This window comes from Ruegeria sp. G5 (assembly GCF_056533365.1).
The window spans coordinates 432,034-455,170 of record NZ_JBQFOK010000002.1 but is presented as its reverse complement, the minus strand read 5'-3'; the positions used below and the strand labels follow the sequence as shown (position 1 = coordinate 455,170).

Annotated in this window: 23 protein-coding genes; 6 read left to right on the top strand and 17 right to left on the bottom strand. The window is 56.5% G+C overall.

Features of this window, described 5'->3' with window-relative positions:
* Positions 1 to 113: 113 nt before the first annotated feature.
* The 3 genes from ACR0BD_RS05340 (at position 114) to ACR0BD_RS05330 (ending at position 2,848) form a co-directional block, all read left to right on the top strand.
* Complete coding sequence (locus ACR0BD_RS05340) at positions 114 to 659, top strand: tetratricopeptide repeat protein (protein WP_480694122.1); 546 nt, start codon at positions 114 to 116, stop codon at positions 657 to 659.
* A 68-nt stretch (positions 660 to 727) separates the two neighbouring features.
* Positions 728 to 1,819, top strand: a complete 1,092-nt coding sequence (locus ACR0BD_RS05335) for a flagellar motor switch protein FliG (protein WP_480829268.1) — start codon at positions 728 to 730, stop codon at positions 1,817 to 1,819.
* A gap of 105 nt (positions 1,820 to 1,924) precedes the next feature.
* The gene (locus ACR0BD_RS05330; RefSeq protein WP_480829267.1) at positions 1,925 to 2,848 is read left to right on the top strand and encodes a lysophospholipid acyltransferase family protein; all 924 of its coding nucleotides are present in this window, start codon (positions 1,925 to 1,927) and stop codon (positions 2,846 to 2,848) included.
* Here ACR0BD_RS05330 and ACR0BD_RS05325 read toward each other — a convergent pair whose 3' ends face one another.
* On the bottom strand, positions 2,849 to 3,550 hold the full coding sequence (locus ACR0BD_RS05325; protein ID WP_480829266.1) for a DUF1223 domain-containing protein: 702 nt from the start codon (positions 3,548 to 3,550) through the stop codon (positions 2,849 to 2,851). It abuts the gene before it with no gap.
* A 228-nt stretch (positions 3,551 to 3,778) separates the two neighbouring features.
* On the opposite strand from ACR0BD_RS05325, the gene acnA reads away from it, so the two are divergent.
* Positions 3,779 to 6,469 (top strand): aconitate hydratase AcnA, encoded by a 2,691-nt coding sequence (acnA, locus tag ACR0BD_RS05320; RefSeq protein ID WP_480829265.1) that lies wholly within the window; start codon positions 3,779 to 3,781, stop codon positions 6,467 to 6,469.
* Positions 6,470 to 6,685: 216 nt separating this feature from the next.
* On the opposite strand, the gene ACR0BD_RS05315 is transcribed toward acnA, so the two are convergent.
* The 11 genes from ACR0BD_RS05315 to yajC all read right to left on the bottom strand — a co-directional run bounded on the left by ACR0BD_RS05315 (position 6,686) and on the right by yajC (position 14,355).
* Positions 6,686 to 7,339, bottom strand: coding sequence for a hypothetical protein (locus ACR0BD_RS05315; RefSeq protein WP_480829263.1), 654 nt, complete (start codon positions 7,337 to 7,339; stop codon positions 6,686 to 6,688).
* A 20-nt stretch (positions 7,340 to 7,359) separates the two neighbouring features.
* The gene (locus ACR0BD_RS05310; protein ID WP_480829262.1) at positions 7,360 to 7,896 is read right to left on the bottom strand and encodes a DsbE family thiol:disulfide interchange protein; all 537 of its coding nucleotides are present in this window, start codon (positions 7,894 to 7,896) and stop codon (positions 7,360 to 7,362) included.
* Complete coding sequence (gene ccmD / locus ACR0BD_RS05305; protein WP_480829261.1) at positions 7,889 to 8,047, bottom strand: heme exporter protein CcmD; 159 nt, start codon at positions 8,045 to 8,047, stop codon at positions 7,889 to 7,891. Before ccmD ends, ACR0BD_RS05310 begins: the two co-directional genes overlap by 8 nt.
* Positions 8,044 to 8,817 carry a heme ABC transporter permease gene (locus tag ACR0BD_RS05300; protein ID WP_480694138.1) on the bottom strand — a complete coding sequence of 258 codons (774 nt, stop codon included), beginning with the start codon at positions 8,815 to 8,817 and terminating at the stop codon, positions 8,044 to 8,046. Before ACR0BD_RS05300 ends, ccmD begins: the two co-directional genes overlap by 4 nt.
* Before the next feature lie 61 nt (positions 8,818 to 8,878).
* Positions 8,879 to 9,535 carry a heme exporter protein CcmB gene (gene ccmB / locus ACR0BD_RS05295; RefSeq protein ID WP_480829260.1) on the bottom strand — a complete coding sequence of 219 codons (657 nt, stop codon included), beginning with the start codon at positions 9,533 to 9,535 and terminating at the stop codon, positions 8,879 to 8,881.
* A complete protein-coding gene (gene ccmA / locus ACR0BD_RS05290; RefSeq protein ID WP_480829258.1) occupies positions 9,532 to 10,146 on the bottom strand; it encodes a heme ABC exporter ATP-binding protein CcmA in 615 nt (204 codons plus the stop codon). Before ccmA ends, ccmB begins: the two co-directional genes overlap by 4 nt.
* Positions 10,147 to 10,300: 154 nt before the next feature.
* Positions 10,301 to 10,654 carry an Mth938-like domain-containing protein gene (locus ACR0BD_RS05285; protein WP_480829257.1) on the bottom strand — a complete coding sequence of 118 codons (354 nt, stop codon included), beginning with the start codon at positions 10,652 to 10,654 and terminating at the stop codon, positions 10,301 to 10,303.
* A 9-nt stretch (positions 10,655 to 10,663) separates the two neighbouring features.
* On the bottom strand, positions 10,664 to 11,410 hold the full coding sequence (locus tag ACR0BD_RS05280) for a TSUP family transporter (protein ID WP_480829255.1): 747 nt from the start codon (positions 11,408 to 11,410) through the stop codon (positions 10,664 to 10,666).
* A complete protein-coding gene (gene secF, locus ACR0BD_RS05275) occupies positions 11,403 to 12,371 on the bottom strand; it encodes a protein translocase subunit SecF (protein ID WP_480829254.1) in 969 nt (322 codons plus the stop codon). Before secF ends, ACR0BD_RS05280 begins: the two co-directional genes overlap by 8 nt.
* Position 12,372: 1 nt before the next feature.
* A complete protein-coding gene (gene secD / locus ACR0BD_RS05270) occupies positions 12,373 to 14,034 on the bottom strand; it encodes a protein translocase subunit SecD (protein WP_480694150.1) in 1,662 nt (553 codons plus the stop codon).
* Between the two features lie 33 nt (positions 14,035 to 14,067).
* Positions 14,068 to 14,355, bottom strand: a complete 288-nt coding sequence (gene yajC, locus ACR0BD_RS05265) for a preprotein translocase subunit YajC (RefSeq protein WP_170325331.1) — start codon at positions 14,353 to 14,355, stop codon at positions 14,068 to 14,070.
* Positions 14,356 to 14,556: 201 nt separating this feature from the next.
* On the opposite strand from yajC, the gene ACR0BD_RS05260 reads away from it, so the two are divergent.
* Positions 14,557 to 16,218: a mechanosensitive ion channel family protein gene (locus ACR0BD_RS05260; protein WP_480694152.1), complete on the top strand. Its 1,662-nt coding sequence runs from the start codon at positions 14,557 to 14,559 to the stop codon at positions 16,216 to 16,218.
* A gap of 72 nt (positions 16,219 to 16,290) precedes the next feature.
* A complete protein-coding gene (serS, locus tag ACR0BD_RS05255) occupies positions 16,291 to 17,583 on the top strand; it encodes a serine--tRNA ligase (protein ID WP_480829253.1) in 1,293 nt (430 codons plus the stop codon).
* A gap of 57 nt (positions 17,584 to 17,640) precedes the next feature.
* On the opposite strand, the gene ACR0BD_RS05250 is transcribed toward serS, so the two are convergent.
* From ACR0BD_RS05250 to ACR0BD_RS05230, 5 genes are all read right to left on the bottom strand, one after another.
* A complete protein-coding gene (locus tag ACR0BD_RS05250) occupies positions 17,641 to 18,216 on the bottom strand; it encodes a helix-hairpin-helix domain-containing protein (RefSeq protein WP_480694156.1) in 576 nt (191 codons plus the stop codon).
* Between the two features lie 81 nt (positions 18,217 to 18,297).
* The gene (locus ACR0BD_RS05245; RefSeq protein ID WP_480829252.1) at positions 18,298 to 19,284 is read right to left on the bottom strand and encodes a fatty acid desaturase; all 987 of its coding nucleotides are present in this window, start codon (positions 19,282 to 19,284) and stop codon (positions 18,298 to 18,300) included.
* A 165-nt stretch (positions 19,285 to 19,449) separates the two neighbouring features.
* Entirely contained in the window at positions 19,450 to 20,913 is a 1,464-nt protein-coding gene (gene der / locus ACR0BD_RS05240) for a ribosome biogenesis GTPase Der (protein ID WP_480829250.1), read from the bottom strand.
* Positions 20,914 to 20,961: 48 nt separating this feature from the next.
* Positions 20,962 to 22,284 carry a PQQ-like beta-propeller repeat protein gene (locus tag ACR0BD_RS05235; RefSeq protein WP_480829249.1) on the bottom strand — a complete coding sequence of 441 codons (1,323 nt, stop codon included), beginning with the start codon at positions 22,282 to 22,284 and terminating at the stop codon, positions 20,962 to 20,964.
* 41 nt (positions 22,285 to 22,325) lie between these two features.
* Positions 22,326 to 22,997 (bottom strand): hypothetical protein, encoded by a 672-nt coding sequence (locus ACR0BD_RS05230; RefSeq protein WP_480829248.1) that lies wholly within the window; start codon positions 22,995 to 22,997, stop codon positions 22,326 to 22,328.
* Positions 22,998 to 23,137 lie beyond the last annotated feature (140 nt).

The following is a 23,137-nucleotide window of genomic DNA, read 5'->3' as shown; positions in this document are numbered from 1 at the left end:
TAACAGCTAAATGTTTCTTTCCTACTCGTGAATAAAAGCGAGCCTCTGGTTGTTAGCTTTCTATCGGATCGCACTATGATTGATCAGAGCAGACTTGAGAACGGAGTAGGAAAATGCGTCTCGTACTAGCTTCAGCCATTGCCATTCAGGCATTTGCTTTCGCGCCGGCCGTGCACGCCGCTGGCGGTGGCGGCAGTAATAACCCGCCAAAGACGACCAACACGACAAAGAAGTGCCTGTTTGGTCGGGTATATGACAAGGATCGTGGTCGCTGTGTTAAACCCAGCACGACCAACTTTACCAATGACGAGCTGTACCAAGCCGTGCGCGAACTGGCGTATGACGGCCAGTACGAGAACGCGCAAAGCATCCTGCGCATCATGGATCAGGACGATGATCGTGTTCAGACATACTGGGGCTTCACCTTCCGCAAGATGGGTGAATTGACGCTGGCAAACATGTTCTATCAAAACGCAATTGATGCGAACCCAGACAACATTCTGGCGCGCTCATACATGGCGCAGGGTTTCGTCGTCGAAGGCAAGACTGATCTGGCCATCGAGCAGTGGCGCGAAATCAAAGCGCGTGGCGGTGAAGGGACATGGGCCGAAGCGTCGCTTCGCGAAGCGATCCGCACCGGGTTGACGTTTAACTACTAAGCTTCAGCTTTTCTTTACCCGACTCTCCGTAATCTGCCTGTGGGACAACAACTTGGCACCACAGGCAGATGCAGGACTCAAACACTTTGATACAGGTGGCTCCGGGGCGTGCAGCACCCGTAGCTGACAACAGCGACGATGGACCTCGGGTCGTTCCACGTTCGCTAACCAGTCGCCAGAAGGCAGCAGTGGTTGTTCGCCTGCTGCTGAACGAAGGCGCGGATATCCCGTTGGAAGACCTTCCTGACGCATTGCAGGAAAAGCTGACCCATCAACTGGGGCAAATGGGTCTGGTTGACCGTGTGACACTTGACGCGGTTGCTGCCGAGTTTGCAGAGGCGCTGGATAGCATCGGCCTGTCCTTCCCCCACGGGTTAGCCGGCGCGCTGGACGCCGTGAACGGGAAAATCGCGCCAGCAACTGCTGCGCGGCTGCGCAAGGTCGCCGGGGTCCGGCAGATCGGAGATCCCTGGCAACGTCTGCGAGAGATCCCAGCAGAAGATCTTGCCGAACTCGCACAGGCAGAAAGTACCGAAATAGCGGCTGTCCTGCTTTCTAAACTGGACACTGCAAAAGCTGCGCAATTGTTGGGCAACCTACCCGGCCCCGTCGCCCGTCGCATCACGTACGCGGTGTCAAAGACAGCCAATGTCACACCCGAAGCGGTTGAGCGGATTGGTTGGTCATTCGCTGCCCAACTGGACCAACGGCCCGCAACGGCCTTCAGTGATGCGCCCGGTGCCAGAGTTGGGGCGATCCTCAATCAATCAGCAGCATCGACCCGCGACGGACTGTTATCCGCATTGGACGAAGAGGATTCGGATTTCGCCAGTGTTGTCCGTCAGTCAATTTTTACCTTTGCTCATATCCCGACACGCATTCAGCCGCGCGATGTTCCGGCCATCCTGCGCGGCGTCGAACAACCCGTCCTTGTCACTGCACTTGCAGGTGCCGCTACTGAGGCTGACAAGGCGTCCGTCGAATTTCTATTAGCCAACATGTCTTCGCGGCTGGCCGACAACATGCGTGAGGAAATGCAAGAGCGTACACCTGTAAAACAAACAGACTCCGAAGCTTCAATGTCTCAGATCGTCGGTGCGATACGAGCCTTGGTGGATGAAGGTGCCATTACACTGATCGAGGATGAGAGCGTCGAATAGAAACCGTTCCGCAAGAATTGCGGCATGTTGCTCAGGGTGCTTGTGGTTGCGAGTTCCCGAATGTATGTCTGACCGGCAATTCGCAACAGCCGCCGAGACCTTCTGATGCCCGTTGAAAAGTCTGAACTAAGCCGATTTGAGCTTGGCAAATACTATGTAACCGGTCTGTTCCTCAAAGGTGTTATCGGGGCGATGCGTCTGCTCCCATACGAGCGTCGCATCGGTGCCATGGGCGCGATTGTCAGGGGGCTTTCCCCGCTTGTCGGTTTCACCAAACGCGTGCGCAGCAACCTTAAACTTACCTGTCCGGACCTTCCAGAAGACGAGGTGAATCGTATTTGCCGCGCAGTTCCCGACAATGCCGGGCGCGCCATTATGGAGCATTTTTCGCCCGAAGGTTTCACCCAGCGCCAAAGCACGGCCAAAGTCTCTGGCCCTGGGATCGCAGCATTCGACGCCGCGGTTGCCGAAGGTAAACCCGTGATGATGATCACGGCCCATTTTGGCCACTACCTTGCGGCGCGCATTGCGTTGCAGGCCCGCAGCGGACAACCCATCGGGTGTTTGTACCGGCGTATGGCGAACCCGTATTTCAACGACATGTATGTCGATGCGTTCTACAAAACCGGAGCCCCAATGTTTGAACAAGGGCGGCGCGGTATGGTCGAGATGGTCCGCTCGCTCAAAAAGGGTGGCATCATCGCAATCGTTTCGGACTTGCACGCCCATGGCGGCGAAGAGCTCATGTTCTTTGGAAAGCCCGCGGTGACATCAGTCCTGAACGCGGAATTGGCCATCAAATATAAGGCCGTCCTGATCCCATGCTATGCAGTCCGTCAGCCGAACGGTGTGGACTTTGAAATCGTTCTGCACGATCCCGTGCCGCACACCGATGCGAAAACCATGACGCAATTCACCAATGATGACCTTGAAGCCATGGTCAAAAAGCACATGGGACAGTGGTTTTGGATTCACCGTCGGTGGAAATATTGGAATGGGCTGGGCGTTCGACCAGAGGATATGCCCTGATCACTTAACCCGCGTGGCCGCTACGATATGGCCATGTCCAACCCATTGAACCATGACGACAGCCGGCAGGTCAGACGCGAGCGACACTGAGAACTGCTCTGGATCGGTCCCGTCCCATTGTCCAGCCATCTGCCAGGACTCGACAACGTTTGCATAATCCAGTTCATGCCCCGCCAACTCTCCACGGCGGATTGAGGCATGACGCAACGGCGAGTACTGCACGACCCGAATATCGTACGCGCCATTGGCTGAATCGTTAAGCGGCGTGACGTCGACCGTTACCTCGTTGCCGTCGCGTGCCGCGGTCACAGACACCTTGGGTTCGGCATTCAGGTGGGAATCGATCAGTTGGTTCAGTTCCAACGCCTGTGCGCCCACAACATCCTGCTGGCCGTTAATGACCATCTGTGGCGTATAGATCATCGAGCGCCCACCGCTGCGGGCATAAGCACGCTGACGCACAGTGTGCCCCGGATCGGCGTATTCATCTTCCCAACCAATGTAATCCCAATAGTCCACATGAAGCGCCAAGCCGATCACATCGTCGCGTTTCGCCAGATCATGCATGATCAGGTCAGCAGGGGGACAGGATGAACAACCTTGCGAGGTGAACAATTCGACAACGACCGGGTCATTTTCAGCCACTGCAGCAGTTGCCATAAACAAAGAAACAAGCGCGGTCGTGGTAACGGTTTTGAACATGTTCGCTCTCGGATTTTCGTGGGATACCCATTCTGTTTACGCGGATATCCCCTCAACCTCCAATCAAGGTTTCTTGAGAGGCGGAACACCCCAGATGTCAAAAATGTGTGCAATGGTATACAAATATTTGACTACGTTTCGCACAGAACCTTGAAACAAAGGCTTGCGTGATGCAGATATCACTCAGCGAACCCCACTATCCAAGTTATTTGAGAGGGAGGCCATTACATGCCCATTACAGTCGGACAGGACACCGCCAAAACACGCCGCAGCCTGAGCGTGAACGGAAAAACCATTGCCTATTATTCGATTCCCGCGGCGCAAGAAGCTGGACTAGGTGATTTCTCGAAACTGCCAGCCGCGTTGAAAGTGGTGCTCGAGAACATGCTGCGTTTCGAAGATGCAGGTTTTTCGGTCTCGGTCGACGATATCAAGGCCTTCGCCGAATGGGGTGCGAATGGTGGAAAAAACCCGCGCGAGATCGCGTACCGCCCTGCCCGCGTGCTGATGCAGGATTTCACCGGAGTTCCGGCCGTGGTGGACCTTGCCGCGATGCGGGATGGGATCAAGGGGCTGGGCGGCGACGCACAAAAGATCAACCCGCTGAACCCGGTAGATCTGGTCATCGACCACTCGGTCATGATCGACGAATTCGGCAACCCGCGCGCGTTCCAGATGAACGTGGACCGCGAGTATGAGCGCAACATGGAACGGTATCAGTTCCTGAAGTGGGGTCAGAGCGCGTTCAACAATTTCCGTGTTGTCCCCCCCGGCACCGGTATCTGCCACCAGGTGAACCTGGAATATCTGGCCCAAACGGTTTGGACGGACACAGATCAGAACGGCGAAGAAGTCGCCTATCCCGACACGCTGGTCGGCACGGACAGCCACACCACCATGGTTAACGGCATGGCTGTTCTGGGCTGGGGCGTCGGCGGCATTGAGGCTGAGGCCGCGATGCTGGGTCAGCCTATCTCGATGCTGATCCCCGAGGTTGTGGGCTTTGAGTTAACCGGCGCGATGGTCGAAGGCACCACCGGCACCGACCTGGTGTTGAAGGTCGTCGAAATGCTGCGCGAAAAGGGCGTGGTTGGTAAATTTGTTGAATTCTACGGCGAGGGCCTGGACCGTCTGCCGCTGGCTGACCGCGCAACTATTGCCAACATGGCCCCCGAATACGGCGCGACCTGCGGGTTCTTCCCAATCGACGGTGAAACCCTGCGCTACATGCGCAATACCGGCCGCGATGAAGATCGGTTGGCTCTGGTCGAAGCCTATGCAAAAGAGAACGGCTTTTGGCGGGATGAGAACTACGCGCCGATCTACACCGACACCCTTTCGCTGGATATGGGCACTATCGTACCCGCCATCTCGGGGCCGAAACGTCCGCAGGATTATGTTGCACTAACGGATGCCAAGGCCGCCTTTACAAAGGAAATGGCCGAAACCTTCAAACGTCCGATGGGCAAAGAGGTTGCAGTCAAAGGCGAGGACTACACACTGGATTCGGGCAAGGTTGTGATCGCTTCGATTACGTCATGTACGAACACGTCGAACCCATACGTGATGATCGGCGCAGGTCTGGTGGCACGTAAGGCCGCTGCGCTGGGTCTGGATCGCAAGCCTTGGGTCAAGACCTCACTCGCGCCAGGATCGCAGGTTGTTTCGGCCTATCTTGAGGCCGCAGGTCTGCAGGAAGATCTGGACAAAATTGGCTTTAATCTTGTTGGCTATGGCTGCACGACCTGTATTGGTAACTCGGGCCCGATCCAGAAGGAACTGTCCGAAGCGATTGCCGAAGGCGATCTGGTCGCCACTTCGGTTCTGTCGGGCAACCGCAACTTCGAAGGGCGGATTTCGCCAGATGTACGTGCCAACTACTTGGCGTCTCCGCCTTTGGTGGTTGTCTATGCTCTGGCCGGTACGATGGATATCGACGTGACATCGGAACCGATTGGACAAGATAAGGACGGCAATGACGTCTTCATGAAGGACATCTGGCCCACCCAAAAAGAAATCGCCGATTTGGTCGAGGCCACTGTAACGCGCGAGGCGTTCCAGTCGAAATATGCGGACGTGTTCAAAGGCGACGAGAAATGGCAATCGGTGGAAACCACGGATGCCGAAACCTATGACTGGCCGCCGACCTCGACCTATATCCAGAACCCGCCTTACTTTCAGGGAATGGGCCCCGAGCCGGGCACAATCACCAACATCGAAGGCGCCAAGGTTCTGGCGATTCTGGGCGACATGGTCACGACCGACCACATCTCGCCCGCTGGGTCTTTTGCAACCACTTCTCCGGCCGGCCAGTATCTGATCGAACGTCAGGTCCAGCCGCGCGAGTTCAACTCTTACGGTTCGCGCCGCGGCAATCACGAGGTCATGATGCGCGGCACCTTTGCCAATATCCGCATCAAGAACGAAATGCTGGACGGCGTCGAAGGCGGCTATACCAAGGGACCGGTTGGCGCACAGACTTCGATCTACGACGCGTCCATGGCCTATCAGGAACAAGGCACGCCGCTGGTCGTCTTTGGTGGCGAGCAATACGGTGCCGGGTCTTCCAGGGACTGGGCAGCCAAGGGAACTGCGCTGCTGGGTGTCAAAGCGGTTATCGCCGAAAGCTTCGAGCGTATCCACCGTTCGAACCTGGTCGGTATGGGTGTGATTCCGTTTGAGTTCACGGGTGGCGACACGCGCAAGTCGTTAGGTTTGAAGGGGGATGAAACCGTTTCGATCCACGGTCTCGACACAATCCAGCCCTTGCAGGAAGTGCCCTGTACAATCGTCTATGGGGACGGCACCGAAAAAACCATCACCCTGAAGTGCCGGATCGATACAGCACCCGAGATCGAGTACATCGAAAACGGCGGCGTGCTTCATTACGTATTGCGTAATCTGGCCAAGGCGGGCTGAAACAGCACAAAAGGGCACATATCACATGTGCCCTTTTCCTGCGTACGGTTGGGAATGGAAACCGGCACTCTGAAATGCCCTTGAATTTACGTCGCAGAAACGCGATTTTCTCTGATGTGCCTATACCGCACCGCGTTTTTGCAAAGCGTGCCCGAGCCGCCGCATTAACTTGAAAATAGGCAAAAGCGGCCTTATATATTGGTCACACAGAGGAGATTATGAATCATGCGTATTGGCCCTGATCCGATCCAGGTTTGACGTCAAAGCCGCTAATCTGGCTTTCAAGTCACCCTCGTCACCGTCCAGGTGCCCGAACATCCGTTCCGGGCGCCTTTTTAATTTGAGATCCGAGTATTTGCGCTCCATCCGTGAAAGGATGCTTTTTCCGGTGCCCTCGCAGGCACTGCAGGTATCGTAAAGGCCGCGAATCGTCCCCACTTTTCCGGCAACTGATATCTCAAGGAAGCTCGGTTTGTGCAAACCTTCGATTTGCGTCCGGATTTTTTCAAGACCACCATAGAATTTCACAAACTCTGAGATCAGGTCATCTTCGAGAAAATGCAATTCGCGAATGCCAGACCTGTAAACATCCGTATGGCGTGCGTCCGTGACATGCGGAATATAGCTGTCTTTTTCGAACAGCTTTTCAAACAAGGTCAAAGCCGGGGCTGTTTCCAAAAATCGCGTCAGATCATTGGTGTTGAAGTCCACCTCGGCAAACAGGGCGCGCAACAGGGCATTCCGGTCATCCCGACGCTGTTTGGCTTTAAGCACAACTTCCCAGACCCGAGTGCCCGCCCAAAGCAAAACGGTCACGACCCCTAAACGGGTAATCGTGACCAGATCATTCAAAAAGCCAGCATCTTCCATCTGAAGACAGCCCTACCGCATTAATTGGCCGCTTTTTCCAGCGCCGGGCGGATCGTGCTTTCGATCACGCGCTGGGTAACGGGGCCCGCGAAGCGTAAGATGATCGTTCCTTCCCCGTCAACGACGTAGGTTTCGGGCATGCCATAAACACCCCAATCAAGCCCCATCCGGCCCTGTTCATCACGACCAATTCCCTCGTAAGGATCGCCAAGTTCCGTCAGGAAGGATTCTGCGTTTGCGAGTTGGTCTTTGTAGTTGATGCCATAAACCGGAATGCCCTCATCAGACAGGGCTTGAAGATTTGGATGCTCGACCCTGCAGGGCGCGCACCAACTGGCCCAATAGTTCACCAGCTTGACCTCGCCATCGCGCAGCGTCGCATCGTCGAAACTTGGCCTGCCTGCAAACTCGGTCAGTACGACTGGCGGCGCAGGTTGGCCTTCGCGCGCCGATGGCAACGCATCGGGGTCATCCCGGAACATGCCGATCCCGGCCAAAACGGCAAAGGCGCCAAAGATCAGCGGCGGCGCAATCATCAGGGGCGAGATTTTAGCCATTGCGTGTCATCCGTTCTTCGACCTTTTCCATTTCGCCTCGTACTTTGCGGCCACGCAGAACACTGAAGACGATCAGCGCCACCAAGAGCCCGATCGAAATGACGTAAGACCACAAAACTGTATCAGCATATTTTCCCAGATCAGGCATCATCCGTTTACCCTTTCACGTGCAAGCAACGCCTTGATTCGACGAGCGCGGATCTCGGTTCCTGTGCGGTACAATACTAACGCAATGAACAGCAGAACGAACCCGATGATGCACACCAGCAGCGGATAGAAGAATATGTTGCTGACTTTTTCTTCGGTATCCGTACCGGTAACAGCAGCCGCGCGCATCACCGATGCGCCTTGATGGAGCCCTTGGTTCCAGAAGTTCACCGCATAGCGGCTCAGGATCGCAAAGACCGATCCCACCAAACATAAAACCGAAGTCAGATCAGCAGCCGTGTCCGGATCTTCGATGGCTTCCCACAGGGCCACGTAGCCAAGGTAAAACAGGAACAAAATCAGAAATGACGTCAGGCGCGGATCCCAGGCCCACCATGTACCCCACATCGGCTGGCCCCAAATTGCACCCGTCGCCAGCGCGATTAGCGTCATCACGATACCAATGGGTGCCGCAGCACGAGCAGCCAATGCACTGACATGGTGACGACGCACCAGCCACACCAGCGAGGTCGCCAGCATCATCAGCCAACAGTTAATCGCCATCAGGGCCGAAGGGACGTGCAGGTAGATGATCTTTACGGTCGAACCCTGTTTGTAGTCATCCGGCGTAAAGAAGAACCCCCACACCAGCCCCACGACAATGCATGCAATGGACGTAATCCAGAAGAACGGCATGACGCGTTCACTGGTCGCAAGGAACTTGCGCGGGTTGGCGTATTCCCAAAGGGCGTTGGCTTTAGCTGCGATAGACATAGGCCTTATCTAGTCCGAGTCGGGCGCGTTCTCAATTGACCTCGGTCAATCTTAGAGAACGTCACCGAAGGTTGATACGCAAAACGGTGGCGCTGGCGAATGGCAACAGCGCGATCGTCGCCGCCGTTATCCCCGCCAGCATCAGCAAAGGGGTCTGTGTTTCCATTCCGGTCGCACCACGGCGCGCGACCTCTGCCCCAAAGATCAGTGTCGGTACGTATAGCGGCAGAACCAGAAGGGACAGCAGCAGGCCTCCGCGTTTCAGGCCCACGGTCAGGGCGGCACCAAAGGTTCCAATCACGCTCATCGCCGGAGTACCTATCAGCAGAGATATCACCAGCCAGAAAAAGCCGGGGACCGGCAGGTTCAGCAGAACGCCAAGGAACGGTGCAGCCAAAACCAATGGCAGCCCCGTCGTAAGCCAGTGCGCAAGCGCCTTGATCGTTACAACGGCTTCCAACGGCAACGGAGCTGTCGCCAACAGATCAAGCGAGCCGTCCTCCCAATCCAGTGCCAGAAGACGATCAAGCGACAGCAGGCACGCCAGCAGCGCGCCCAGCCAAAGCACGCCGGGCGCGATCGTCGACAACAGAGAGGATTGCGGGCCAACCGAGAATGGCACCAGAACAGTAACGATCAGAAAGAACGCCAGACCCAGGCCAAACCCTCCACCTGCGCGGAAGGCCAGTTTGAGATCGCGCAGCAACAAGGCAATCACAGAAAGCCTCCGTCGAAATCATCAATGGGTTTGGGCTTGGCCTTGTTAGGGCCAACGTCCAGAACCTCTCCGTCCAGTCCCAGATCAATATGCGTGGCGATCAAGGCGGATCCCCCCTGCCCCAGATGCGCGCGCACAGCGTTCGCGAACATTTGCACCGCACTTTTATCCAGCGACACCGTGGGTTCATCCAGCATCCAGATCGGGCGCCCGGTTACAAGCATCCTTGCAAGCCCCAAGCGACGCTTCTGCCCCGCAGACAGATTACCTGCATGACGATCCACCAGATCGTTCAATGCAAAGGCATCAACAGCGGGCTGGATATTATCCGTGCCGAACACCGCCGCCCAAAAGCTGAGGTTTTCAGCCACGGTCAAGGTTGGTTTCAGCCCGTCAGAGTGTGACGCATAAGCGATTTGATCCTCTGCGCCATCGATCTGCCCCGCGATCGGAGGTTGCAGCCCCGCGAGCGTGCGCAACAGCGTTGTCTTGCCGATACCATTTGGCCCCCGCAGGATCAGGGCACGCCCGGCATCTAACGTAAAGCTGAGCCCTTCGAGCACAGGAACGCCCCCTCGGGCGATGGCCAGATCGGTTACGGTCAGTGTCATGCAGCCCGCTTAACGGATTGTACGTGCGGGCAAAAGGTCGGAATTGCCGCAGAGGGTTCGGGCCTTGAAGCAAGCCTTTGACATCTGGAAAGGTCATACGAAGCCGAGACAACGACCACTGCATTGATGTTTTCGCAGATCAACACACCGGTTTTCAAACAGGGATCAGCGCCAATGCAACGCGTCGCCCCTCGGATAACAGGACATTATAGGTCCGGCACGCTGCAGGAGAATTCATGATCTCAACACCAATGCCGGCCTCTTCCAGCGTGGATCGCAACGGGGCCGGAATGTGGGTGAGTTCTTTGCCGGTTCCGACGAACAAGACGTCGATGTGATCGACAAGGTCCAGCAGTGTGGCGCTGTCTCCATAGCCGCTCCACGAGGTTGTTCCAGTCGGGCCGGTAAGGACGGCGCCATCAAATACCTCGCCCCCGATACGAAAGAAGCCGGGGCCGTAACCATCCACCGGGACAGCGTTGTTATATGTGATCTCATTCAGGCGCATGGGTGCGTTTTATCCCCAAAGCGGCAGGCCCGACAAGGCCGCAAGCGCAATCGCCACATAGGCCGCCGCGCGATAAAGTTTTTCGCGATTTGGATCGAACAGCCAACCGCCCAGCAAATTGCCTGCAAGGTTGGGCACCGCCAATAGCAACCCCAAGCCAACTGCAGCCCATGTAACGCGGCTCATGCCGGTAAGGTATCCTAGCAGCAGAAAATCAAAGGCAAACAGAAACAGCAGAATGGTGGCCCGAATAACCGCAACAGGCAGTGGACGTGACATATAAAACAGGATGACAGCAGGCCCCGGCAGCCCGGCAACACCGCCCAGAAAACCAGCCGCAAAACCGATGCCGGTAACCATCGCCCGGCCAACATGGCCGTGATACCGAAGCCCAAGGATCAGAATGGCAAGCATGAAGAACGCCAGTAGGCTGACGGCATACCGAAAGACATTCGCGTCAACCATCGTCAGCACCCACAGCCCAATGGGCAACACAATTGCACAGCCTCCAACCAGTCTTGCCAAGTCTGCTTTGTTTACATCGCGCCATGCACGGCGCAGGTTTGGCAGTGGCCCAAAGATATCCATGATGGTCAGGCCGATCAGCGCGCCAAACGGGCCTAGAAACGGTGTCGCGATAGGAAGGAAAATCAGTGCGGTACCAAAGCCGGAAAAGCCGCGTACGATGCCACCCAGAAAGGCGGCCGAAACAATGATGGCCAGCCCCATAGGGGACTGGCCGAAAATATCAGGCATCGATATTGGCGAACTGGTTGCCCGCCGTGTTCGACGGCTTGGACCAATCGCGTTTGACACCCAGCCACAGCAGGATCGTCGACGCCACGAAGACCGACGAATACGTGCCAACGATCACACCCCAGATCATCGCAAAGACGAAACCACGGATCACATCTCCACCCAGTATATAAAGCGAGATCAGCGCCAGCAGTGTCGTGACCGAGGTCATCACCGTCCGGCTAAGGGTTTCGTTGATCGAGATGTTCAAAACCTCTTTGAGGTCTTTCTTTTTGTATTTCCGTAGGTTCTCTCGCACACGGTCAAAGACCACCACGGTATCGTTCAACGAATACCCCACAATGGTCAGCAGCGCCGCGATGATGGCTAGGTCGAACCGAATTTGCAGCTCTGAGAAGATGCCTATGGTCAGGATAACGTCATGCACCAGCGCGGCCACAGCCCCCAGGGCAAATTGCCATTCAAAGCGCAACCAGATGTACACAAGCACAGCACCAATTGCCAAAACCACAGCGATTACAGCGGTCTGGATCAACTCACCTGACACTTTGGGGCCAACGGATTCGACTGACACGAACTGAATATCAGGTACTGCGACCTGCAACGCCTCTTCGACTGCGGTGACCGTCGCTGCCGAGACGGACTCGGCATCAGCCTGAGCCTGAATACGGATCATGGCTACGTTTTCGTCTTCGCCGAAGGTCGGATCAAAAATCTCGGTGATGGTCACATCACCCAACTCCAGCGGTGCGATTGCGACGCGATAGACGCCTACGTCAATCTCTTGCGTGCTTTGGGTCCGAATTGTGGTGCCGCCCCGAAAGTCGATACCAAAATTCAGCCCTTGCAGCATGAACGACGTGAAGGCGATCACCATCATCAGGCCCGAAATGCCCAGCCATACTTTCCAGCGGCTAAAAAAATCGAACGAGGTTTCTTGCGGTACGAGTTTCAGTCTCATGTCAAACCTCGATGGTTTTCGGGCGGCGGCGTTCGAACCAGGTTACGATCATCAGACGCGTCACGAAGATCGCTGTGAAGACCGAGGTCAGAATACCCAAGCCAAGAGTGATGGCAAAACCCCGCACCGGGCCACTGCCCATAGCAAACAGGATCGTCGCGGTGATGAACGTGGTCACGTTCGCGTCCAAAATGGCCGACAAAGCTTTTTCATAACCCAGTTCGATTGCACGTGCCGGGCCTTTGGCAGACTTCAGTTCCTCGCGAATACGCTCAAAGATCAGCACGTTGGCGTCCACAGCCATACCGACCGTCAAGACGATCCCGGCAATGCCCGGCAACGTCAGCGTCGCGCCAATCAACGAAAGCAGACCAAACAGAAGGCCCACGTTCAGGATCAACGCAATGTTGGCAAAAACACCGAACAGACCATAGCTGAGTCCCATAAAGACCAGCACAGCGACAAAGGCGACAATCGTGGCAACCTTACCGGCGTCGATGCTGTCTTGCCCAAGCTCTGGACCGATTGTGCGTTCTTCAAGGAACTCAAGCCCTGCGGGCAATGCCCCGGCGCGCAACAGAACAGCCAGATTGGTGCTTTCCTCGACAGTGAAGTTGCCTGTGATGATCCCGGACCCGCCGGGGATATGGCTTTGGATTACAGGTGCGGAAATGACCTCGTCATCCAGTACGATGGCAAAAGGCGCACCAATGTTTTCGAGCGTATAATCACCGAATTTACGCGCACCAGAGGTGTTGAACCTGAAGTTGACGGCCGGGCGCCCATTTTGGTCAAAGGCGGGTTGAGCATCGACCAGCTCTTCTCCGGTCACGACGGGCGCTGATTCCAGCGTGTAGAAAACACCGTTCTCGTCGATCGACGGGACAACTTTTTCCCCCACGCCCGCAATAGCATCCGGGTCGGTTCCGCGTCCAACGACCGGGTTAAAGGTAAGCTGCGCCGTTGTTCCGATGATCTCTTTCAATTCACCGGCGCTGCCAATACCCGGCACCTGGATCAGTATGCGATCTGTACCCTGACGTTGGATCGTTGGCTCACGCGTTCCTACTTCGTCAATACGGCGCCTGATGATCTCAAGGGATTGACGTACGGTCCGGTCATCGGATGCAAGCTTTTCAGCCTCAGACAGTTGCACCACGATGGTATCGCCATCCGCGCGCGCTTCGATATCTGTTGCCCCTACTCCGGTCAGTGTTTGAACCTGACGGGCCAGACCGCGCACAACTTCCAGCGCGCGCGACATCCCTTCGGGTTGGCTGATGCGGACACGAATCTCATCGGGGGCCGAGTCCTGACGGCGGATCGTACCCACCGTACCGCGCTCATCCCGCAGGGCATCGCGGATTTCGGGCCACATCGCATCCATACGGGATTCGTAGACATCACCGACCTTGACCTCAGCCAGCAAATGCGCGCCTCCGCGCAGGTCCAGACCCAAGTTTACCAGAGATGACGGCATCCAGTTTGGCCACAAACCGGCCTCTGCCTGCATTTCAGGCGTGTCGATGCCAAGTTCGATTGCAGCTTTCGCGTCATTCGATTGCTCGACCCGCGTATAGAAAGCGTTCGGCAGGGCCATCAGCAGACCGATCACGCAGACCGCCCAGATCAGAACCCGCTTCCAGGTATCAATTTGCAGCATTACCCTGCCTTTTCAAGGGATTGTGGCGCGAAGTTATTTCGCGGGCTCGGTCTTGTTAAGAACCTGCGCAATGGTCGATTTGACCACACGAACCTTGACGTTTTCGGCAAGCTCGACCTCAATCTCATTCTCGCCTTCTTTGACCTTGGACACTTTTCCGATCAAGCCACCCTGGGTGACCACTTGATCGCCCCGGCGCACGGCCTCAACCATGGCCTGATGTTCCTTCATCTTTTTCTGCTGCGGACGGATCAGCAAAAAATACATGATCGCGAAGATCAGGATCAGCGGGAGAAACTGGGCGATTGCGCCACCTTCCATGGGATATTCCTTTTGGTTTGAGGCTGCGGATAGCTCCGCAAATTTTGCGAGAACCTATGCTTAGAACCGCCTGTTTGCAAGGAAAGCCGACACAGGTTTTTTCAACGATTGCCGCGTAATGCAGAAAGATTTGTCCAATCGTTGCAGTAAAGTCCTAGGAACATGCGCTTTGTTGGATATAGTCGGGTCAAAGAGGGCTCAATGACACAGACTTTTCAAAACCTTGGCTCGCTTATCCGTTTTCTGATCGCAGCCCTTTGGCTGGCTCTTTTGGCGGGCCCGGTCATGGCGCAGGAAGCGGAAGCGCCTACCGAAGAAAGCCCCGAGCAATCCGAAACCTTCAAGGCCCCCGTCATTGTCGACGGGGACATGTTGTTTTTCCTTCGCGGGTCCAGCGCGCTGCCAGCGTCTGAGCGGGCGGAGACCGTTCAAAGCAACATCATCGAGGCCGCCGAAGCGTCAGACGACCCGAGCGTCACTGTCACTTATGAAGAAACGGAACTGGGAACGCGCATTCTGGTGGACGGCAACGCTGTTTCTATTGTCACCGAAGCGGATGCCGAACTGGACCAGATGGAGCTGGACGTTCTCAGCTTTTTGCATGGCGAAGCGATCGAAACGGCGATCGTTTCCTACCGCGCGAACAGAACCGATCAGGCCCGGGTGTCAGGCGCAATCGAAGCTCTGGCATGGACGATTGGCTTTGCCTTGTTCATCGTGCTCATATTCTGGCTGCATCGCCGTGTACGCCGAAGAACGCTCCGGTTTGTTCAGCGCTACCTGAAAGACGTAGAAACCGCGACGGCAAAGCATGTTCAAGCCGAAGCCATTGCAGCACTGATCCGCTACGGGTTGAACTTCGTGCTGCTGGTCGTCTTCTTTCTTGGGTTTTATTACTATCTGTCCTTCGTCCTTTTGGCATTCGCCGAGACGCGGTACTTCGCCCAACTGCTGCTAACCTATCTGACCGAACCGGTTCTGCTGATCTTCAAAGGCGTGATCAGCTATTTCCCGAATCTCATCATGCTGGCCCTGATCACGTGGATCACGATGTACGTCATCAAAGGGATGCGCGTCTTTTTTGACGCGGTTGAGGCCGGGACCTTTGAGATGTCGGATTTCGAAAGCCACTGGGTCAACCCCACGTTCAACATAGCCCGCGTCGTGATCATCCTGATCGCGCTTGTATTCGCGGTTCCCTATATTCCGGGTTCGGATTCCGCAGCGTTTCAAGGCCTGACCATTCTGGTCGGCGCAATGCTGTCGCTTGGCGCAAACTCGGTCGTATCCAATATGCTGGCTGGTTTGTTCGTGATCTATCGCCGATCGACCTCTATCGGCGATCGCATACAGATCGGCGACCATATCGGGGACGTTGTTCAGATCAAGCTGATGGAGACGCACCTCAAGTCCATCAAGAACGAGCTGATTTCGATCCCGAACGCCCAGCTTATGAACTCGGACGTGGTGAATTTCTCAAAGAAAACAGATGGTAGCGGGTTGTTGCTACACACGACCGTTGGCATTGGATATGAAGAGCCGCCTGAAAAAGTCGAGGCTATGCTGATTGAGGCCGCACAACGCACCAAAGGGATTAAGGCCAAGCCTGAACCCTTTGTTCTGTGGACCGCTTTGGCCGATTACGCGATCAACTATCAGATCAACGGTTACACCACGCGGGGCAGCATAATTCCGAAAATTCGCTCGGACCTGCATCGCAACATCGTGGCTGTGTTCAATGAGAATAACGTGCAGATCATGACCCCCTCTTACATCGCGGATCCGGCCGAGCCTAAGATCCCAGCCGAGGAATGGGATGGCCATCTGGCGCATGAAACGCACGGGGATGCGGATAAGTCGTAACCGGTGCTACACCCCGCCTTTCAGATGGTGCATAAGCGGTCTCAGTGATTCACGCATTTAAGGATCTGAACCATGCACGACATCCGCGCCATTCGCGAAAACCCTGCCGCCTTCGACGCCGCCCTTGCGCGCCGTGGGGACGCGCCGGTGTCGTCAGACCTGCTGCGGCTGGACGAAAGTCGCCGTGCAAAGATTCTGGCCGCTGAAACCGCGCAAGCCGAACAGAACAAGGCCAGCAAAGAGGTCGGCGCCGCCAAAGGGCGCGGTGATGAGGCCGAGTTCGAGCGCCTTCGCGCATTGGTGGCCGAGAAAAAGGCCGAGATCGCGCAAATGCAGACTGAGGCCAAGGATCTGGACGCGCTGCTTGCGGATCAACTGATCCGCATTGCAAACCTGCCCGCAGACGATGTGCCCGAAGGCGCAGATGAAAACGACAATGTCGAGGTCAACCGCTGGGGCACCCCGCGCGAGCTGGACTTTGAACCGAAAGAGCATTTTGAAATCCAAGCTGTTCAGGATGGCATGGACTTCGAAACAGCAGCCAAACTCTCTGGCTCGCGCTTTGTGCTGCTGTCCGGCGGCGTTGCGCGCATCCACCGCGCGCTGGCGCAGTTCATGCTGGACACGCATATCAACGAAAACGACCTGACCGAGGTGAATGGCCCGGTTCTGGTTCTGTCCGAGATGATGCAGGGCACCGGCCAGCTGCCGAAATTCGGCGAGGACAGCTATCAGACCCGCGAAGGTTGGTGGCTGATTCCAACGTCCGAGGTCTCGCTGACCAATATCGTCAACGACACGTTGATTGAGGAAAGCTACCTGCCCCGCCGCTATACCGCGCATTCCCTGTGCTTCCGGTCCGAGGCGGGCAGCGCGGGTAAAGACACCCGCGGGATGCTGCGGCAGCACCAGTTTGAGAAGGTCGAGATGGTCTCGGTCACGCATCCTGACAACTCGGACGACGAGCAGAAACGCATGCTGCGCTGCGCCGAAGGTATTCTGGAAAAGCTGGGTATCCCCTATCGCACAGTAATCCTGTGCACGGGTGATATGGGCTTCGGCGCACGCCGCACGTTCGACATCGAAGCGTGGTTGCCCGGCCAAAACACCTACCGCGAGATCAGCTCTGTCTCGACCTGTGGTGATTTCCAGGCCCGCCGCATGAACGCACGGTTCCGGCCCGAAGGTGGCGGCAAACCGGAATATGTGCATACGCTGAACGGGTCGGGATTGGCTGTCGGTCGCTGCCTGATCGCAGTATTGGAGAACGGCCAGAACGCCGATGGCACCGTTACCTTGCCCGAAGTACTCAGCCCCTATCTGGGTGGCAAACTGACTCTGCAGGTAGATGGGACACTGACATAAATAAGCCGGCTCGCGGATCGCGACACCGGCTTAACGAGAACCGAAAGCGAGGAAGGGTTACTTCTTCGCTTTTTTCTTGTCTTTCTTTTTATCTTTGGACTTGTCGCTTTTTTTCGCGTCTTTTTTCTTTTTGTCTTTGGACTTGTCGTCCTTTTTGGATTTCTTGTCTTTCTTGGCCTTGGCCTTCACCTTGTCCTTGGCTTTGGAAAAGACGGCCTCCATCTCGGCCCGTTTCTCAGCTGCTTTTTCCGCCTTAGCCTTGGTCTTGGCTTTCTTTTTGGCTTTTGCTTCAGCAGCTTCTGCTGCGGCCTTTTCTTCGGCCGCTTTACGCGCAGCTTCCTGCGCGCGCTTCTCGGCAGCGGCGCTTGCAACGGTTTTCCGCGCGGCAGGTTTGCGGGCAGGCGCTTTGCGAGCGGTGGGTTTGGCCGCCGTCGGTTTAGCTGTGGTTTTGGATGCGATGGCTTCTTTGGCCGCCGCAATCAACAAAGGCGCACGTGCAGCACCGATGCGTGGGACCTTGACCAGATCGGCTGGGGCTGCCTTGGCAACGGCTTCGGCAGTCTTAAAGCCGTTTGCCGCAAGCGCTTGGCCCAATGCCTCTCCCACGCCTTTTACATCGGTTACTGCGGTCATTCTCATTCCTTTCGTTGTCTCTCTGCCAATACGTATATACACAAGATATACGCGACTTCAAGTCAGGGAAGCCGCTGTACCTCAGCTGCTATGTGCAAGGTCACCAGAATGCCCTTCTTTAGGAAATGGCACCAGCCGCTTTGTATCTTCGTCCCAAAGCTTGAGGTTCAGCGCCGCGATGGCCTCGGGAAACTTGATGCGTCTGGGTGTGAACTCCGGCGGCAGGTTATAGTGGCATGCACGCAATCGGTAAGACGGGATGCGCGCATTGAAATGATGGATATCGTGCAAGGTAATGCAGGCCACAGCGTTGTCGAACCACCAGCCAAAATCCAGCGCCGAAGACCCCTGTAAAGCTGCTATCTTGGGATCCAGATCCGGGCGTCGATCCCAATAGGTGTCTTCAAAATTGTGCTGAAGGTATACGAGGAAAACGCCCAGCATCCCCCCGACAAACGAAAACACCAGCCACACCAAAACGCCAGTTGTGCCCGCGATCAGGTAGAGCAGCCCCAGGAACACGACAATCGACAGGTTGTGCAGCAACACACCCGCGACACCAAAACGAACGGTGTTTTTCGGCCAGCGATACCGGATGAAGTATGTGAAAAGCGCTCCGATCGGGACAAGCACGAACGGATTGCGGTACAGGCGATAGAACAACCGGGTCTTCCAATCCGCCTCTTTCCATTCGCGCAAGGTCATCGTGTGAATCTCGCCGGTTTCGCGATGCTCGAGATTGCCAATGCCAGAGTGATGCAGGTTGTGGTTCTGTTTCATGACCTCGAATGGCGCGAACGTGAACGGAGACAACCCACGCCCGGCCCATTCGTTTTGCTGACGGGTCTCAAACAGCGAATGGTGGCCGCAGTCATGTTGCAGCACATAAAGACGAACGGCCGAAAACGCGAAAACGATTCCGGCTGGAATCATGATGTACCAGTGATTCACGAAGGCAATCGCCAGCGTCAGCGATGCGAAATACACCGCAAAGGTTCCAAAATAGCTCAGCGCGGCAAGCCTATTGTCCTGTACCGCATATTGTCGCGTGTATTCCCTCAGATCCATCAAGTCCGCTCCCCGCGATGGTCCTGTTAATTTATGATTCAAAACTAGGTGCGGAAAATCCGCATACAAGCGCTGTGCAACAAAACAAATGCACACACTGGAATGCTAACGCTCAGAAAGGGGGCTGTCACGCCCCCCGGTCGAAAATGCTGAAAATTGGCGCAGTTACGCGCGACCCTTGAGATGCTTGGCAAGCGCGCCTGCGTTTTTCTTGCGCCTTCCCTTGTAGGGGTTCTTGTCGCCCTGCCCCCGTAGGGTGAGGCGAATGGGCGTACCTGGCATATCAAAGTCTTCGCGCAGACCATTGACCAGATAACGCGTGTAGCTTTCCGGCATCTTGTCGGGATGGGAACACATCACAACAAAGCCAGGCGGGCGGGTTTTGGCCTGCGTCATATAGCGCAGCTTGATCCGGCGGCCCTGCGGCGCTGGCGGCGGGTGCTGTTCCAGCATCGCGGTCAACCAACGGTTCAGTGCCGCCGTCGGCACGCGACGATTCCAGACATCATGGGCCCGCAGGATCGCGGCGCGCAGACGTTCCAGCCCGCGCCCGGTTTTCGCCGATACCGTGACCAATGGCGCACCGCGCAGTTGCGGCAACAGGCGCTCGAAGGATTCTTTCAGATCGCGCAGCTTTTCCTGCTTGTCTTCTTCGATGTCCCACTTGTTCACCGCAACAACCACGGCGCGGCCTTCACGCTCGGCCAAGTCTGCGATCCTTAGGTCTTGTTGCTCAAACGGGATAGCGGCATCCAACAAAACAACGACAACCTCGGCGAATTTCACTGCGCGCAACCCGTCCGAGACCGACAGCTTTTCGAGCTTTTCCTGAACTTTGGCTTTTTTTCGCATCCCAGCGGTATCGAAAATCCGCATTGGGGTGCTTTCACCATCCGGATCGGCCCAATCGATACGCAAGCTGATCGCGTCGCGGGTGATCCCGGCCTCGGGCCCGGTCAACAGACGATCCTCACCAATGATCTTGTTGATCAAGGTAGATTTGCCAGCGTTCGGTCGGCCCACAACTGCAACCTGCAAAGGCTTGGCAGCGGTGATCAAAGGCGTTTCGCCCTCGCCATCTTCATCCAGTTCGATATCGGTTTCGGGCGCGTCTTCCTGCGCCTTTTCGGCGGCGGCGTCGGCCAAAGGCATCAGGTGAGTGTAAAGGTCCGTCATCCCTTCGCCGTGTTCACCCGACAGACGAACGGGCTCACCCAGACCCAGGTTATAGGCCTCGAGCACGCCTGCGTCCGCCGCTGATCCTTCAGCCTTGTTGGCGGCCAGAATGACGTGCTTTGACCGCTTGCGCAGAATTTCCGCGAACATCTCATCCGTGGGGGTCAAGCCGACCCGCGCGTCGATCATGAAAAGGCAGACATCCGCCATGTCCACCGCGCGTTCAGTCAGGCGACGCATCCGGCCTTGCAGGCTGTCATCAGTGGCGTCTTCCAAACCTGCGGTGTCTATCGCGGTAAAGCGCAAATCGCCCAGACGTCCCTCACCCTCGCGCAAGTCACGCGTCACGCCGGGCTGATCGTCGACCAAAGCCAGACGTTTGCCGACAAGGCGGTTGAACAGGGTGGATTTGCCCACGTTTGGGCGCCCCACGATAGCGAGGGTCAGCGACATGATACTCAACTTTCAAGACTCAGACGCGCCCTTTAGCGCATCTTGTGGTCAACGGAAAGCGTGTAGATCACCTTTGGTCGATACGACGTACAGTGTCTGGCCTGCAACCACGGGTGAGGTGGTCGCCCCGCCCGGCACTTCGACCTGATTGACCAACGTACCATCGACCGGATTGAAGAAACGCAAAAATCCGTCGTTTGATGCCAGCACAATTCGGCCTCCGGCCAAGATCGGACCGTAATGTGCCACGATCGGTCCGCGTCGGTTCGGCTTGTCCTTAATAAAGCCGGGCAAATCCTGCGCCCAGATTACAGAACCATCAGAAGCATCCAAACGCACAAGCTGGCTGCGATCACTGATCTGGAACAGGCTGCCCCCCGCCGGCCAAACCGTATCGACCGCACCTTCGTCAGCGGTCCATTGCCGCTCGCCCGAGCTGCTGTCAAATGCCACGGTCCGGCCCGAGTGGTTACCGATATAAATCGTGTCACCAACAACCATCGGGCCACCCGTCACGTCCACAATCTGCGCGGCAGCACGACCCCGGCGTCCTCCGGCGACAGAGGCGTTCCAACGGCGAATGCCGCCCTGACGGAAGGTTGCGGCCACGTCGCCCGAGCCAAAGGCGAACACCGAGAATTCAGATGCGATAACTGGCGCCGGCGCGCCAAGGACGTTGCCAACGCTGGGTGTGCCCTGAATTTGCCAGGCGATCCGGCCATCCGTGATATCAACGGCCCAGCCAGTTTCATCCCCAGCAACCAGATACAACAGGCCACCATTGACCAAAGGCGCACCGCTGCCCGTCGCATTCAGGCGCTTTTGCCAGCGAATGGCTCCGGTTTTCCCTTCAAGCGCTGTCAGGCGACCAAAGCCGGATGAGACATAGAGAACGCCGTTGGAATACGCCATTCCACCGCCTGTCGCATCCGATTCACTATCTGTTGCCGGGATCAGGTCCACGCTCCAAACCCGTTGGCCTTGCAGAGAAGTCGCGGACACAGTCGCAGCGGAGTCCAAAGTGTAGATCAAGCCATCAGCGACGACAGGTTCTGCGGTGATCCTTTGCTTGCGCGAATCCCCCTGCCCGATCGAGGCTGACCAAACCCTTTGCGGTGCCGACCGCAATTGGGCATGAGTCGTTCGGAACGCCTGTGTCCCCGGGCTTTGCGGCCAGCTGGAATTTGCCGTTTGCGCGGGCAGGCTTATAGGCTTGGATCCGCTTCTTTCGACAGTTTCTGTGTCCGTGGCTGGGCGTATGTCTTCGCGCGCACCGGGCAAGATGACTTCGGGCTCTTCACACGCAGCAAGAAGGGTCAGCGACGCTGCTGCAACCGACAACCCAACGCGGGAAAATAGACTTGTTACCATGATGATCCGAACTCGCCTGTCATAACTGGTTTTGCCGCGTTTTAGCCCTGACGGGCCACCAAAGGCTCGGGCTGGCCGCCAAGGGCAACAATCAATTGGGTCGCGCGTTGCTGCAAGTCTACCCCAATTTCGGCATCCTGGCGCAGGGCCTGCAGTCGTTCGATCGCGGCATCCGCGTTACCCTCGGCAACGTCGATCAGCGCCAGTTGTTCTTCGGCCAGCAGTCGCAATGGTGCACCCGGTGCAGCCAAGGCTTCGAATTGTTGGCGACGGTCTGCCGCAGGCAGTGTTTCGCTTTGCAAAAGCAGCGCTTTGAACGTTGCAATGGCGCGGTAGATTTCAGGAAGTTCACCCTGCAACGCAATAGCATTCAAACTGTCAACAGCCGCTTGTTCCGACCCCGCCTCTATCTGCGATGCCGACAGCAACATATTCAGAACGGCATCCCCGCCGGGCGAGCCTGCCTCAACGCTCTCCAGGCCCGCGGCACGCTGGGCCGAGTCATTCTGCGCCAGCGACGCCAGAATCGCATCGCCAAGTTGCTCGGCCTGAGAGGTTGTGCGTGCCTTGCGAATTTCATTGAACGCAGCACCGCCGACGATCAGAACCACCAGCAAAACACCGATCCAACCCCACCTGCGCAGCAGCAGATAAAGGCGATCTCGGCGCACCTCTTCGGTCACCTCATCAATAAAACTGTCGACGTCGCTCATCCCTGCCCTCCGGGCTGTGAAAGTGGTGTATGGCGCAATGTCATACCCCGGCGTCTTTGCCAAGCCAAGGGTCCGATTTCGCACATTTTGACCGGGTCCTGTCTGGGTTGCGCAAAAAAGTGAACCAAACTATTCAGTTT